Source organism: Flavobacterium sp. I3-2 (assembly GCF_013389595.1).
In the GTDB taxonomy this organism is placed as follows: domain Bacteria; phylum Bacteroidota; class Bacteroidia; order Flavobacteriales; family Flavobacteriaceae; genus Flavobacterium.
This window is the reverse complement of record NZ_CP058306.1, coordinates 194,597-208,170: the sequence shown is the minus strand read 5'-3', so window position 1 is coordinate 208,170 and position 13,574 is coordinate 194,597. Positions and strand designations below refer to the sequence as shown.

Genomic DNA, 13,574 nt, shown 5'->3' with positions numbered 1-13,574 from the left:
TATTTTAAGACGGGTCACCGAAAATTTTTCTAAATACCAACCATATAGATGCTCCGTAGATACTCCATAGCAAAGGCATAGATAGTGCATGAACTGTATTTTCTATAAAAATGTATAAAAATAGAAAAATCGACTATTAATTTAATAAATAGCCGATTTTTTTACTTTTATAATTTAGTGTGATTTTGAAACAAAAATCTATTTTTTTAATAGTTGCTCTACATAAGCTAATTTTTCCTTTTCAGCAGCTAACAAACGCTCGTATAATTTCTTATTTTCATCATATGCCTCAACCAACTTGTCTAAAGGATTGAAGGTAGGCATCACGTTTATTGCATTCAGAGTTGATGAATCATTACTGTTAAAAGTATTGTTAGTTATTATATTCAACATCTTTTCATCCGAATATTCTTTTATAGCTTGGGTAGGCACTTCAAGGGCTTTAGCAATAATATCTAGTTTCGCATCTTCCAAATCAGCTGTATTTTCAAGTATCGACATTTTTTGTTGGCTAATACCTAATAGTTCAGCTAAAGTTTCTTGTTTCATTCCCTTCATTTCTCGTATGCGACTGATGTTGCGTCCTAAATGCTTCTTTTGTGTCGTTTCCATAAGCCTAAATTTTTATAAATTCAAATATAAGTTTTTTTCTTAAATCATTCAATTTTTTTATTCCTTTTCCCAACTCCCCATTTCCCTACAAAATGTTTTTTACCACCTAATCATGGTATGTTACCTCATTTTATGGTTCGATACCCAGTTATAATCAATCAATTTTGATGTATTCATTTTTAAATCGTTGATTATGAAAAATTTAAATGCATTAAATCTACCAGAAGACTTGACTTTAGATGTTCAAAATTTTATATACAATGCTGTTTGTAGTAATGAACTAATGTTAGTGTTTTATACACCTGTGGTTAACAGTAAGCTAAAAGTACTCAGCTTAGTAGTAGATAAGCAAAACTATGAGGCTGTGGTTTGTAAGTTACAACATCAAATAGATACTTTAAATGCTTTGGAAAAGTATGATACTTTGATATCTATTAATTATCATAAAGTTTCAGCAAACGATTCGCATTTCCATTTTAGTTATCTGCAATTGAATTTACAGCCTTGTTTTGTTATTTACAGCAATCATTTAAAGAGATGGAACAGTTTATTTCAAAATTTTTACTGTACAGATAAACAAAAGGCAATAAGTCATTATCGAAATTACAGTAAGGAGGTTGAGAATAAAGTACATGAGGCAATTTCCATATTCGTAACGCCATTAGTCAAACAGCAACTTTACGAAGCAGCTCATTTAGCATTGCTTGAAGTCTTTGCTTACTATTTCGACTTGTTAAAAAATATGTTGCTTCCAAATTCCATACACCACAAATATAACGAGCAAGAATTTACTGTATTTATAGATGCATATTATCCTGAGTTTTCAAAAATAGTGTATAAAATCTCTAAAATGAAGGAGGGTTTATTTATCGATCAATCGCAATCTATAATGGGAGAAACTCCCAAAAGTATTTTCGATAAAACCAAGAATAGCGCATTAGAAATCCTAACCCATGCATTTAAACAATCGAATATTTTTTACACCAAACGAATCGATGCACAACTTTCAGATCGTTCAAATGAAAAAACACTATTAAAACAGCTAGTTGCTTTTCTGCTCGGTGCCTATAAAATAGATGCGATTTATTTATTAAGTACCAAAAGTTTAATTAACCCAAACAGTAACGATACGTATAAATTCAATCTGCTTTTAATTTCGCCAACACTTCGCATCCAACAACACGATGTGCTTGTTCAAAAGGTCTCTAATCATTTCAAAGGGAAGGTAGAAGTGTTTTGTTTAATTCATACGTTGGAGTGGCTTCAAAAAAACGAAAATAAATACCAACTCTTTTTTAATAAATTCATAGTACTTCAAAATGTTTTGTATTTGAAAAACAACTTAGTTATAAATAAAAAGCTTGTTGAAACTACTAATTCAAAACAATTACAAGAAAAGTATTGGACAGAACGCTTAGCCTATATTTCACCTTGGTTTACTGCTTTTCAAAAGCAAGATTTAGTATACCAAAGTGGACATATTTTACTTCTTAAAAATATATTACAACAGTTAATACTTGGACTTTTATATCAAAAACTACAATACATTCCTGCTATGTACAGTTGCAGATATTTGATGCAATTATTCCAAGCGCTGTTACCTGAAATTTACAATAAATGTATCGATTCTATTGAAGTTCAAACCATACTTCATTTGTTGAGTATGCCGATAGATTTCCTTCCTAATATCGATCCAAAAGAACAAAATATTGATCAATTAGCTTGTGCAAAAACTTTAGGTCTTTGTCAAAAGCTGTTTAATGAATTACAGATTACGAACAATTAAAAATATAGTATTATGAACATTCAAGAAAAAGAATTCAGTAAAACAGTTCGTTTACCAGATGAATTGAACTGTAAATTAGAAAAAAGTATTCGTACTAAAGAAATTCAAGCCATTTGGTATGATAAAACTGCTCGTACGGAGTATCACATTTTATGGTTAAAAGTGAAAGATAAAAAAGAAATTGAAAATTCATTTTCTGTCGATTTCCAAAATACTGTTTTAAATGAAAGTCATATTTTAATGGTCTTTCTTGATAAGAAAGACTTTGAATATTCTGAGATTTTTAACGATTTCATACTCGCTCATTTGCTAAGTTTTGACAATTGCTTGTACAGTACTGAAGAAATAAGTTTAAGTACATATTTAGGTCAAAGTGATTTAAAAAAGTTACTTAGTAGTTATGAAGAAAAATACCTGATGTTGAAAAAAATAAGTGATCAATTTATAAAAGAAAGGCTACAAGGTGCTTGGCAATTCATGATAAAAGCATTTGCGAATGATATTACTTATTTAGAACTCATGTTTTTCGGAACTTCATTTGAAAGTAAAACAATTACCCAACGTTTGTTGATTTTAGAGCTTTTTATTCCAGAAGTAAAAAAACTACTGGTTAAAAAAAACGAAGAAGCCTACTTTTTAATCGATTACATAACTAATGATGATGATTCGGGCTATTACGACGATTTTGGAAAAAGCTTACAAAAGATTCAAAAACAGTTCTTTATACTGATCAATAAAACTTATGCGATTTACATTAATGATTCAGATAGAAACAAATCATTGCAAAAAGTTCAAAATTTTGGTCTTTACGATCACGAATTAATGAATCATAAAGCTTTAGATCATTTAAAAAAGTTTGATGAGGTGGAAGAATTATTTCTATTCCACCAAATCACAACTTTTGATAGTAATCAAAAGCATGAACATTTTTATGTATTTGTGGTATTAAAACATAAAGCAACAAAACATTTAAAAACCTATTTGCAACACATAGAACAAAATCCAATTGAAAATGTTCGTATAACCTCCATTTGCTATACACGTTATCAAATTCAAAATGAACTTTATGAATACCAATGTTTCTTTAAAAAGACAATGAAATCCAAGAATAAAATTTACAGTTCGGACTATTACCCTAAAATGCATTGGTTTAACCGTAAGATTTCATATTTTGACGATCTATTTTTTTTACTAAACCAAAATATAGATACTTATAATAACGAAATCAAACCAATATTCGAAAATAAAACCACTGTAAAATATATTTCTAGTAAGGTTCTAGCAGACATTTTGGCAAAACAATTACAGTTATTTGTCTTCTCACAGGTGATTATTAAACCTCAAACAACTAATTTACAAACGCTTTTTGACTTAGTAATTTTCGCAAACCCAAACGTTTTTATTGAATTTACAACTCAAGAAAATAATCAATTAATTCAATTAATACAAACCATACAATCTGCAATAAATGATCATAATCAGTTAATCTTTGATAATGATACGTTTTCAATAATTGATAAGTTAATTTCTTCAACTACAAAATTTATAAATGTTTAATCAGAAGTTTAATTTAAAAATTAGAAATCATGAAAAAAGAAAAATTATCCTTAAAAGCAGAGTCTTGGTGTAATAGGAAAATTAAAAATCCCTATGAATTAATTCAAGCTATTTTTGAATTTCAATCGCTAACAAATTTTAAAACGAATTTCAATCAATTGTTAAAATATGCATTCGATAAAAAATTTGAAATCTATACAAGTCCAATGGAATCGTTAGAAATTTTTAATATGTTGAAATCGTTGATTCGAGCAAGTTTTAAAATTTTAAAGAATATTGATAAATATGAACGTATACGTGAAACTAATGATGTGTTACATTCGAAGTATTTAGTTTATGCATCAGGATTAACCTATGAACAATATCTAAATCCATACTTGATATTTAAGGAGGTTTTTAAAGAACAAACGCTTTCACAAATAGAGTTTGATATACAAGATATCATGGAGCATGCCTTAGGAAATGCTTCAAGTTGTCCATCAGAAGATATTTGTATTTCATTTATCAACATCAATAGATTGTTAGACGCTTGTTGGTTAATTTTTAATCGTGAAATTTATGATGAAGACGTGTGAGTTAACTTTAGAATCATATTACTGGACCGAAGATAAGGTAGAATGCCCGTATGAACTTTTAGTTTTACTAAAGGAACAAGCTAATATGGGTTATTTTCATAAACAATTAAATAATTATTGCTTGTATTCCTTAAGTCATGTAATGTATGATAAAAAAAGAGTTTCAGAGGTTATCTATGATGCAATTGTTTTTCAATCTATTATAAAAATTGGATACAAAATTTTTCAAAATCCAGAGGAATTTAAAAAAAGAAATCTTTGCAAACATCAGGTCTCCGAAAAACGGTTGCGAGAAGAGAAATTTTTAGATAAAAAAGAGATTGAAAATCCATATCTGGTTTTTGAAAGCATTTTTATCAACTATAGTTTTGAAAAGTTCAGTAAATCATTTCTTAATCTAGTATTAGCCACGATGGCTGATGATACGTACGGAAAAGACTTTGATTGCAGTGTATCAGTACTTGACTATCATAAACTACTTGAAGCTTGTGAACTTATACAGCAACGATGTTTAACGAATGAACAGTAAATTTTTATATCAAATAAAATTAGCTTTTCTTTGTTTTTTTTGGGGCTAGGGTTTTGTATTAATTTAGATAGTAGAACATTATAGGGTTTTTCTTTTTTTTTTGTCTTCTTTAATTTATATATTTGTAAGATATATTTGTTGTAAGAAATTAATAATAAAAAAATTATGAAAATAGTATCATTGGATTTACAAAGTATTCCAACGGTTATTTTTTGGGATATGGATATTAAAAAAATATCACTAAATAGAGATTATAAAATTATTATTTCTCGAATACTTATGTTTACAAATAAAGCGTATTTTGATAATAATATTAAAGTATTAGAAAAAAAATTCAGCGTTAAAAAAATTATATCTGCAGTAGTAGAATCAACTGATAGAATAAGTGATGAAATTTGTTCTCTTTTATCTCAAAAATATGATATAACTTTCAATAGTAAGTACTCTTCATAATTAAATGGTTGATGAAAGAATTATAACAATAATAAAAAGATTGCAATCTTTAGATAGATTGCAATCTTTTTATTTAGCAGGTGGTACTAGTTTATCGATTAGACTAAGTCATAGAGATTCCAACGATATTGATTTATTTTGTGAAGATCTTATTGGAATTGAATGTTTCAAAAAAATTGAAGAAGAAATTAGAAGCTCATTTCCGAATTCACTTTTTTATTTACAATATCCTACTGAAAAATCTGATGAACTCGTTTTTTTGAGGTTTACTTTAAAATTTGATGATTTTGAAATAAAGGTTGAGTGTATACAGGCATTTAAACTTATTGATCCAATAGAAACAGTAGACGGTATTAGAATGGCTTCTGTCAAAGATGTAGGGGTTTTTAAAGTTGAATCTTTAGCTAATAGATATGCTTTAAAAGATTTATTTGATTTAGATATTATAACCGAAAAAATTAGTTTATCAAAATTAATAGATTTTTACTATGAAAAAAAACTAAAATATAATCAAGAAGGTATTAAAACTATCTTTCATTATGAAAATAAAATATGCCCGTATATTGATCCTTTATCTCTTATAGAAAACAGAACCAATTCAAAATCTTTACCTTTTCATAGTCAACCACATTTGATTAAAGGTGTTGAAAATAGAACAATTATTTACCACATATATAATTTCAAAATTAAAGTTAAATCGGAAAATAAAAGAAGATATCCGGTAAAATAAATTTTCGTAGTTCAGGTTATTAATAAAAAATCAACATTTCAATACACCATTGATCAAGCTCCTAAATAGGAGCTTTTTTTTGTTAAAGTTTTTTAGTTGAATTTGGAAATATTAAATCTAACTAATTATGAAAAAAAGCATTATTTTTTTTTGATTCGAGCAAGTTTTAAAATTTTAAAAAATATTGATAAAAATGAACGTAAAAGTGAATCTAATGATGTGTTACATTCAAAGTATTTAGTCTATGCATCTGGTTTAACCTATGAGCAATACTTAAATCCATACCTGATTATTAAACATGTTTTTAATGAACAAAGCTTTTCACAAATTGAATTAGATTTAGAAGATATTATGGAGCATACTTTAGGTAGTTATGGCAGTTGTCCATCAGAAGATATTTGTATTTCATTTATCAACATCAATAGGTTGTTAGATGCATGTTGGTTAATTTTTAATCGTGAAATTTATGATGAAGATGTGTGAGTTAACTTTAGAATCATATTACTGGACGGAAGATAAGGTAGAATGCCCGTATGAACTTTTAGTTTTATTAAAGGAACAAGCAAATATGGGTTATTTTCATCAACAATTAAATAATTATTGCTTGTATTCCTTAAGTCATGTAATGTATGATAAAAAAAGAGTTTCAGAGGTGATCTATGATGCAATTGTTTTTCAATCTATTATAAAAATTACATACAAAATTTTTCAAAATCCAGAGGAATTTAAAATAAGGAATCTTTGCAAACATCAGGTCTCCGAGAAACAGTTGCAAGAAGTGAAATATTTAGATAAAAAGGAGATTGAAAATCCATATCTAGTTTTTGAAAACATTTTTAAAAAACATACTTTTGAGAACGTCAGTAAATCATTTCTTAATCTAATATTAGCCACAATGGCCGATGATACGTATCGAAAAGACTTTGATTGCAGTGTATAAGTACTTGAATATCATAAACTACTTGAAGCTTGTGAACTAATACAGCGTAGAAGTTTAACGAGTGATAGATAAATTTTTATCCAAATGTAATTTAATAACTAAGATTAAAATGTTCGTTATTTCATACAAAATAGATGTTTTTGATTGAAATAACGGTCATTTGTAAATTTTTTCGAGGCAGATATCAAGAAGGCTAACAGGATCACCGACAAGATGATGTGCAGGTAGGCTAGCAAGACAGCATGCAATTCATTATGCCCCCTCGAATGAAAGCTGAATATTATTTAGTAGAAAAATGAAAACTATCCTAAAAAAAATCAAAAGTTTTAATCCTCATTTCGGTATTCAGATTCTGCAAGACGGGTAGCTATTACTAATATAAATAAGTATACTTTCTTTTTCATCAGAAGTAGTTCGACAAAAGAGTTTTGAAAAAAAAAGTTCCCGAATCGGGAAATAATTTGTAAATTTGTATAAAATATTTTAATTGAGAGTTATAGCAATAAAAACATTACGTGTTTTTTGGACAAAACATGCAGATAGTGAACAGCAATTAAAAGCTTGGTATCAAGAGGCAGAAAAAGCAACTTGGAAAAATAGTAATGAGATAAAGACCGAGTATCCAAGCGCATGTATTTTAGAAGATAATAGAATATGTTTTAATATTAAGGGAAATCATTACCGATTAATTGTCAAAATAAACTTCATGCATCAAATGATGTGGATTCGTTTTATAGGAACCCACGCAGAATATGATAAAATTAATGCCAATACCATTTAAATTATGAAATTGAAACCTATAAAATCAGAACAAGATTACGAAACAGCTTTAGAAAGACTAGAGGTGATTTTTGACGCACTTCCTGGAACGGAAGAAAGTGATGAATTGGAGATTTTGGGAATATTGATTGAAAAATATGAAAAAGAACATTACCCAATGGATTTACCAGATCCAATTGAAGCAATTAAATTTAGAATGGAACAAATGGGCTACACACAAAATGATTTAGCAGAAATGATTGGATTAAAAAGTAGAGCAAGTGAAATTTTAAATAGAAAGCGAAAATTATCCCTAGAAATGATCCGCACTTTAACTCAAAAATTACATATTCCTTCCGAAGTTCTAATTCAAACATATTAAATAAAGCCTCCAACTTCGGAGGCTTTACTAATTTTAAGTCGACTGTATAATCTCAACTAGTTTATTAAAAAGGTCTCGATTCAACTGAATATCATAAAGGTAAATATGCCTTTATTTTTTCTTCCAAAATTTGAATCAATTCCTTTTTGATAGTATTTGTACAAATCAGGAATATTCAAAATGACTATTTCTTATTAAATTAACAAAGTACTTTTCTTTGGTAAGAAATCTTACTCAAAATTTACTACAATTCACCATTTTTATATGTTTTTATATAATTTGATATTGTATATTTACGAGTATCTTTTATTTAAAATGCAAATTAATTCAAATATAAATATCATTGGTGGTTTACCTGAATTCAATCTGATCAAAACTTTTTTGATAAAGACTGAATTACAGGATAAAAGCCATGTAGAATATTCTGATATAAGAACACTTAAGTCGGTTAATCGATTTAAAAAAGCCATCACAGAATCGTTCACGTCTTCGAATGAAAACTTGAATCAATTAATACTTCCATTCATAGAAAAACAGTCTATAGAAGATAATAGTTATTTATTATTTCTTCTATTTTCCTTCAATAATGAATTATTTAGACATCTAAATAACCAAGTGTTTTTTCCTGTTTATTATTCTGGGAGACGAATCATCAAAAAAGAAGAAGTTGAAATTTGTCTAAAAGATCTGCAAAAAACGAATGAAAAATTAGGCAATTGGTCAGATTCTACTATAACGACAACGGCTTCAAAGTATCTAACGCTTCTCAAGAAGTTTGGACTTCTAAAGGGGGTTCAAAAGAAAGAAATTATCTACAAGAATCTATCATCTGAAGAATTTCTAGTATTCATTTATTTTTTGTCTATAGCAGAAGAAAATTCGAATAAGATTCATTCCGAATGGATTAAATATTCATTTTATGAAAACGAGTTTTTCCTTCAAAAAGTGTTGGAAAAACAACTGATCCGTTATGTCGAAGTACAATACAACGGAGATAATTTAAAAATAAAACCAATGATTAACTACGATAAACTTTATGAAACACTTAAATCCTCATAATGCAATTTTAGAATTAGAACGCTTAGTATCGTCCAATGATTCTGAAATTAAATTACAAGCTAATGGGGGGAACTCTATTTTATTGGTTTGTAAGCCTTCAGAAGAAATTAATTTCATTTCAGAGTTACATCAATTAGAAGCATCAAAATATCAAATCATTGATTTGAACCAAGTTTTAGTGGAATTTGTGGAGAAAAACAAAGAAGATGTTGAGTTCTATTTAAAACATCTACAAGCTTCGTTGGATCGTATATTCAAGAACGACTTAGATGCGCAACCAGACTTGTTTCACTTGATTATAGATAAATTAGATCAAGTATTCCAAGTTAATAAAATTCCAGTCATCATCAATACTGGTGTTATCTATGCGACACATTTTGATATGCTGTCTTTAATGGAAAGTAAAACCATTATGGATGCTGCTTTACCTGCTGTATTCTTATATCCAGCAGAATACAATCAAAACAACCAATTAGAATATTTAAATACAAGAATTGCATCCGAATACAGATGCAAAATTATATAGGCCATTTCATATGAAGATAAAAGATTTACTATCTATCGACTTAAATGTAGATATTAAGAATGTAATCAATATTGAAGATATTTCAGAAAACGAAATCCAAAAAGAGATTGAAGATTATATCGTAACCGATGGTTTAGCGAAAGATTTTGAGCAATTCTTGGATAAATTTACTTCCAATGCCGTTGAAACTGGAGTTTGGATCTCAGGTTTCTATGGATCAGGTAAATCGTATTTCGCTAAAATGATTGGGTATTTATTAGCTAATCAAAACATTAATGGAACTCCTTCGCGTGAACGATTATTGAATCGTTTTACGGGGATTGAAGACGAAATGTTCTTCAAAAATAAGATTGCAAAATTAGATCGATACCACAATCTCGTGGTTTTTTTGGATATTGCTAAACAAGACACTTCTAAGGGGCTTAGTTATACATTATTCAAGAACTTCTTAAAGACAATAAACTTACCACTAGATGAGTATGGCTATATGCTATTCAATTCGATGATTGCGGCAGGAAAGACCGATATTTATGCATATGTAAAAGAAATAATTGGTAAAGATTGGGCAGAGTTGAAAGGGAATATGCGTACCTATTTTACAGCGTGTAAAGACATTCATATAAATTCTGGTCTTTCTGAAAAAGAATACGATCAACTATTGGTTTCTATACGTTCTGCTATTGATGTATTTTCACCAGCTGATTTAGCTCGTGAATTAAAGTCGTATATTCAAATTAAAACGGATACATCCATTGTATTTATGTTTGATGAAACTTCGGAAGCTATTAATCAACGTAAAATTACTTTACTGGATTTAGAAGGAGTATCTGAAGCATTAAATACGCTGGGTGGAAAGGTTTGGACTATCGCTATTGCGCAAGAAAAATTAGATGATGTCATCTCAAATGCCAGCATTTCTAAAGCTTCATTGGTAAAAGTTACCGACCGTTTTGTGGAAAAAATTCACTTAGAAGCAACAGAGGTAGATACCATTATCAAAAGCCGAATTCTTAAGAAAACAACGGAAGGCGTCAAATTATTAAATGATTATTACCAATCAAACTCAGGTAAAATTGGAGACCATTCTAATTTAAATGGCTACGGTATTTCGAATACAGCAACAGTAGAATCATACACATCATATTATCCATTTTACGAAAATCAATTCAGTCTATTACAAAACTTCTTATTTGGTACCAAAGGTTATGCGTCTACTAAAGTGGCGGCTCGTGGGATGATCATTACCACTTTTGATATCGTAAGAAAATTAGTAAAAGAAGATGAATTGTATAACACGGTAACAGGATGGCAAATTGCTCGTGAAGCGAATAACCAACCCGATATTCGTTTATCTAGTCGTTACAGCGCAGCCGAAAAAGTATTAGAAAATAATACGATCAATGGTCGTAAATTATTAGAAACGATCAACTTTTTAAGTGAATCAGAAGTCGTAAAGACCTCTATTTTAAATATTGCTAAAGCTTACTTCAATAATGCAGATGATGTCATCAAAAAACAAAATGAAATTAAGGAAGCTTTACAAATATTAGTGGATGCTAAAATTGTTATCGAAAGTGATAATGCATTCAAAATTACCTCTGACGTAGAGCAGAAAATTTTGGATGAAATGAACAGCTATGCGGTACAAGGTTATTTAAAGAAAGGGCGTTTAATTGATTACTATAAAAAATCATCTTTAATTCAGCAATTGGGAAGTGTCACGGATGGTATAAAATTCAACTTTAATGTACAATCAGACGATAAGGATGATTTGTTGAATTCCAATGTAAAAGAATTGGCTATTCAGGTAAAAAGCTTATATACGATGTCAGAAAATCGTGTAGCTGAAATTAATCAATTGAAAAGCCAATACGACGAGCACAAAGGATTAGCGGTTTTATATCCAGAAAATGATCATTTTATTGAGATTGATAAACTGATTGATGGCATTATTCGTATTGAGCAAGTGGAGCAAAAGTACCCGAACAAAGGTTCTGATGAAGGGAAAGTGGTTCAAAATTTATTACGCAATAAAGAAGACAAGGAGCACACTTTAAAAAATGCGATTGATAAAGCCTTAGCTTCTTCAACGTTGATTTATTGTTTCAATACGTCGATTTTAAACGACAGCAATTACGTTTCGGAAGTGCAAAACTTACAGAAGAAAATGGTCTCGAACGTGTACAACAAGCGTTTACAAAGTCAGATGCCAGAAGCGGTTGCGGTACAGGTTATTAAAGAACAAAGCCCAAGTCGATTACAAACTTTATTCAACAGCAAAGAGTTTGCATTTTTCGATGCGAACGGCAACTTTGTGGGTGAGAATTTAAGTGTGGTAGAAGAAGTAACTCACATTATTCGCAATTCGTTTGTAGCAGGGACAGACATCGAAGCTAAATTAGCTGGCGCTCCAACAGGATACGCTTACGGTACCATTCTAGTAACTTTAGCTGCTTTGTTACGCGCTGGTCGTTTGGCCGTAAAAACGCCTACGCAAACCAATCCAATTTATGCGGTTACAGATAAAGGTGCATTAGATGTTTTCTCAAAAGCCAATGAATTTAAGAAAGCGTCTTTCAAAGCCAATACGCAATCGTTAACAGCACATCAGAAAAAGCAAATTGTAGAATTCTTCTTGAATAATGAGTTAGAATACGTTATTCAAAAGCAAGAAGGATATAAAATAGATTATAATACCAACGATTTTCAATTGGCTACGGCCATTAAAGATTTAGCGAAAATTTACATCAATAAAATGCAAAACTTGACAGATAACGTTAAGGATTTTGCGGTGTATTTTCCAAAAGCGAAAGAATACAAAGATTACATCAATGCGTTTACAAGTAATGTAACTTCTGATAATTACATCAGTCGTGCCAACGATTTTATCGCCCAAAAAGAAGAGTTAGAAAGCGCTATTCTTAAGGTGGATAAGATGGAAAAGTTTGTCAAAAACAATTTGAGTAAACTACAAAATTGGGCAACATATATTCACGAGGTAAAAACAGATTTAAATAAAGCCAATGCTTTGGATGAATCTATTACTGATAAAATGGAAGAATATGATGCTTTACTTAAAACCGATATTACGAAGGCATTTCCACAGTTACAACAATTGGCGCAGGAAATTAAGGATAAATACCATGCGAAATTTAAAGCCTTAATAGACCAGTATTCGGTTGAGTTCAGGAAACTACAAACCAAAGCAGAAGCCATTAAATTAGATATTGAAGCCTTGCCAAACAATCAAAATGCGGGGATTTTACAAAAAGTAAAACAGCATTTACAGTTTGCAGCGCAACGTGCGGTTACGGAGTTGGATTTAGAGTTTTCGATCGTCAATAAGAAATCGGGATTCTCGTATTCTGAATATGCGACAGCGACGGCTTTAATCAATCAAATAGATGTGGATTTAGACATTCAAAAAGCATCTATTGTTACTGTAGTTCCAGAATCTACACCTTCATCAACAACAGAGGGTGAAATACAGTCTGAAATACCTTCGGGAGTAGCACAAGAACCTGCTAGACCTGTCATTCGTAAGATCAAAGCACAACTTCCAGCCAAAAACTTAACGGTAATCGCTTACAAAGAATGGTTGACCAAAGAATTACAGAAAGTAGCCAATGCGAAACCAGATGATGAGATTGAGTTCGAAAACTAATA

General features: G+C 29.7%; 14 protein-coding genes. 13 read left to right on the top strand and 1 reads right to left on the bottom strand.

Annotated features, from left to right (window positions below; all coding sequences use genetic code 11):
• Window positions 1-198 precede the first annotated feature (198 nt).
• Complete coding sequence (locus HW119_RS00955; RefSeq protein WP_177760884.1) at window positions 199-612, bottom strand: helix-turn-helix domain-containing protein; 414 nt, start codon at window positions 610-612, stop codon at window positions 199-201.
• Window positions 613-805: 193 nt separating this feature from the next.
• On the opposite strand from HW119_RS00955, the gene HW119_RS00950 reads away from it, so the two are divergent.
• The 13 genes from HW119_RS00950 (at window position 806) to brxC (ending at window position 13,572) form a co-directional block, all read left to right on the top strand.
• A complete protein-coding gene (locus HW119_RS00950) occupies window positions 806-2,398 on the top strand; it encodes a hypothetical protein (RefSeq protein WP_177760883.1) in 1,593 nt (530 codons plus the stop codon).
• A 12-nt stretch (window positions 2,399-2,410) separates the two neighbouring features.
• Window positions 2,411-3,955 carry a hypothetical protein gene (locus HW119_RS00945; RefSeq protein ID WP_177760882.1) on the top strand — a complete coding sequence of 515 codons (1,545 nt, stop codon included), beginning with the start codon at window positions 2,411-2,413 and terminating at the stop codon, window positions 3,953-3,955.
• Window positions 3,956-3,984: 29 nt separating this feature from the next.
• Window positions 3,985-4,530 carry a hypothetical protein gene (locus tag HW119_RS00940; protein WP_177760881.1) on the top strand — a complete coding sequence of 182 codons (546 nt, stop codon included), beginning with the start codon at window positions 3,985-3,987 and terminating at the stop codon, window positions 4,528-4,530.
• On the top strand, window positions 4,514-5,059 hold the full coding sequence (locus HW119_RS00935) for a hypothetical protein (protein WP_255497944.1): 546 nt from the start codon (window positions 4,514-4,516) through the stop codon (window positions 5,057-5,059). The genes HW119_RS00940 and HW119_RS00935 overlap by 17 nt, the downstream gene beginning before the upstream one ends.
• A gap of 165 nt (window positions 5,060-5,224) precedes the next feature.
• Window positions 5,225-5,512 carry a DUF6922 domain-containing protein gene (locus HW119_RS00930; protein ID WP_125020384.1) on the top strand — a complete coding sequence of 96 codons (288 nt, stop codon included), beginning with the start codon at window positions 5,225-5,227 and terminating at the stop codon, window positions 5,510-5,512.
• Between the two features lie 4 nt (window positions 5,513-5,516).
• Window positions 5,517-6,242, top strand: a complete 726-nt coding sequence (locus HW119_RS00925) for a nucleotidyl transferase AbiEii/AbiGii toxin family protein (RefSeq protein WP_177760880.1) — start codon at window positions 5,517-5,519, stop codon at window positions 6,240-6,242.
• 150 nt (window positions 6,243-6,392) lie between these two features.
• A complete protein-coding gene (locus tag HW119_RS00920) occupies window positions 6,393-6,725 on the top strand; it encodes a hypothetical protein (protein WP_177760879.1) in 333 nt (110 codons plus the stop codon).
• Window positions 6,709-7,182: a hypothetical protein gene (locus HW119_RS00915; RefSeq protein ID WP_255497943.1), complete on the top strand. Its 474-nt coding sequence runs from the start codon at window positions 6,709-6,711 to the stop codon at window positions 7,180-7,182. Before HW119_RS00920 ends, HW119_RS00915 begins: the two co-directional genes overlap by 17 nt.
• A gap of 487 nt (window positions 7,183-7,669) precedes the next feature.
• Complete coding sequence (locus HW119_RS00910; protein ID WP_177760878.1) at window positions 7,670-7,963, top strand: type II toxin-antitoxin system HigB family toxin; 294 nt, start codon at window positions 7,670-7,672, stop codon at window positions 7,961-7,963.
• A 3-nt stretch (window positions 7,964-7,966) separates the two neighbouring features.
• Window positions 7,967-8,323 carry a type II toxin-antitoxin system HigA family antitoxin gene (locus tag HW119_RS00905; RefSeq protein WP_177760877.1) on the top strand — a complete coding sequence of 119 codons (357 nt, stop codon included), beginning with the start codon at window positions 7,967-7,969 and terminating at the stop codon, window positions 8,321-8,323.
• Between the two features lie 264 nt (window positions 8,324-8,587).
• A complete protein-coding gene (locus HW119_RS00900; protein ID WP_177760876.1) occupies window positions 8,588-9,382 on the top strand; it encodes a BrxA family protein in 795 nt (264 codons plus the stop codon).
• Window positions 9,360-9,908 carry a hypothetical protein gene (locus tag HW119_RS00895; RefSeq protein WP_177760875.1) on the top strand — a complete coding sequence of 183 codons (549 nt, stop codon included), beginning with the start codon at window positions 9,360-9,362 and terminating at the stop codon, window positions 9,906-9,908. Before HW119_RS00900 ends, HW119_RS00895 begins: the two co-directional genes overlap by 23 nt.
• Before the next feature lie 10 nt (window positions 9,909-9,918).
• Window positions 9,919-13,572 (top strand): BREX system P-loop protein BrxC, encoded by a 3,654-nt coding sequence (gene brxC, locus HW119_RS00890; RefSeq protein WP_177760874.1) that lies wholly within the window; start codon window positions 9,919-9,921, stop codon window positions 13,570-13,572.
• Window positions 13,573-13,574: the final 2 nt, after the last annotated feature.

Excerpts from the sequence above, each read along its gene's own strand:
- HW119_RS00955 (WP_177760884.1), bottom strand. The coding sequence starts at position 612 with ATGGAAACGACACAAAAGAAGCATTTAGGACGCAACATCAGTCGCATA.
- HW119_RS00950 (WP_177760883.1), top strand. The coding sequence starts at position 806 with ATGAAAAATTTAAATGCATTAAATCTACCAGAAGACTTGACTTTAGAT.
- HW119_RS00945 (WP_177760882.1), top strand. The coding sequence starts at position 2,411 with ATGAACATTCAAGAAAAAGAATTCAGTAAAACAGTTCGTTTACCAGAT.
- HW119_RS00940 (WP_177760881.1), top strand. The coding sequence starts at position 3,985 with ATGAAAAAAGAAAAATTATCCTTAAAAGCAGAGTCTTGGTGTAATAGG.
- HW119_RS00935 (WP_255497944.1), top strand. The coding sequence starts at position 4,514 with ATGATGAAGACGTGTGAGTTAACTTTAGAATCATATTACTGGACCGAA.
- HW119_RS00930 (WP_125020384.1), top strand. The coding sequence starts at position 5,225 with ATGAAAATAGTATCATTGGATTTACAAAGTATTCCAACGGTTATTTTT.
- HW119_RS00925 (WP_177760880.1), top strand. The coding sequence starts at position 5,517 with ATGGTTGATGAAAGAATTATAACAATAATAAAAAGATTGCAATCTTTA.
- HW119_RS00915 (WP_255497943.1), top strand. The coding sequence starts at position 6,709 with ATGATGAAGATGTGTGAGTTAACTTTAGAATCATATTACTGGACGGAA.
- HW119_RS00905 (WP_177760877.1), top strand. The coding sequence starts at position 7,967 with ATGAAATTGAAACCTATAAAATCAGAACAAGATTACGAAACAGCTTTA.
- HW119_RS00900 (WP_177760876.1), top strand. The coding sequence starts at position 8,588 with ATGTTTTTATATAATTTGATATTGTATATTTACGAGTATCTTTTATTT.
- HW119_RS00895 (WP_177760875.1), top strand. The coding sequence starts at position 9,360 with ATGAAACACTTAAATCCTCATAATGCAATTTTAGAATTAGAACGCTTA.
- brxC (WP_177760874.1), top strand. The coding sequence starts at position 9,919 with ATGAAGATAAAAGATTTACTATCTATCGACTTAAATGTAGATATTAAG.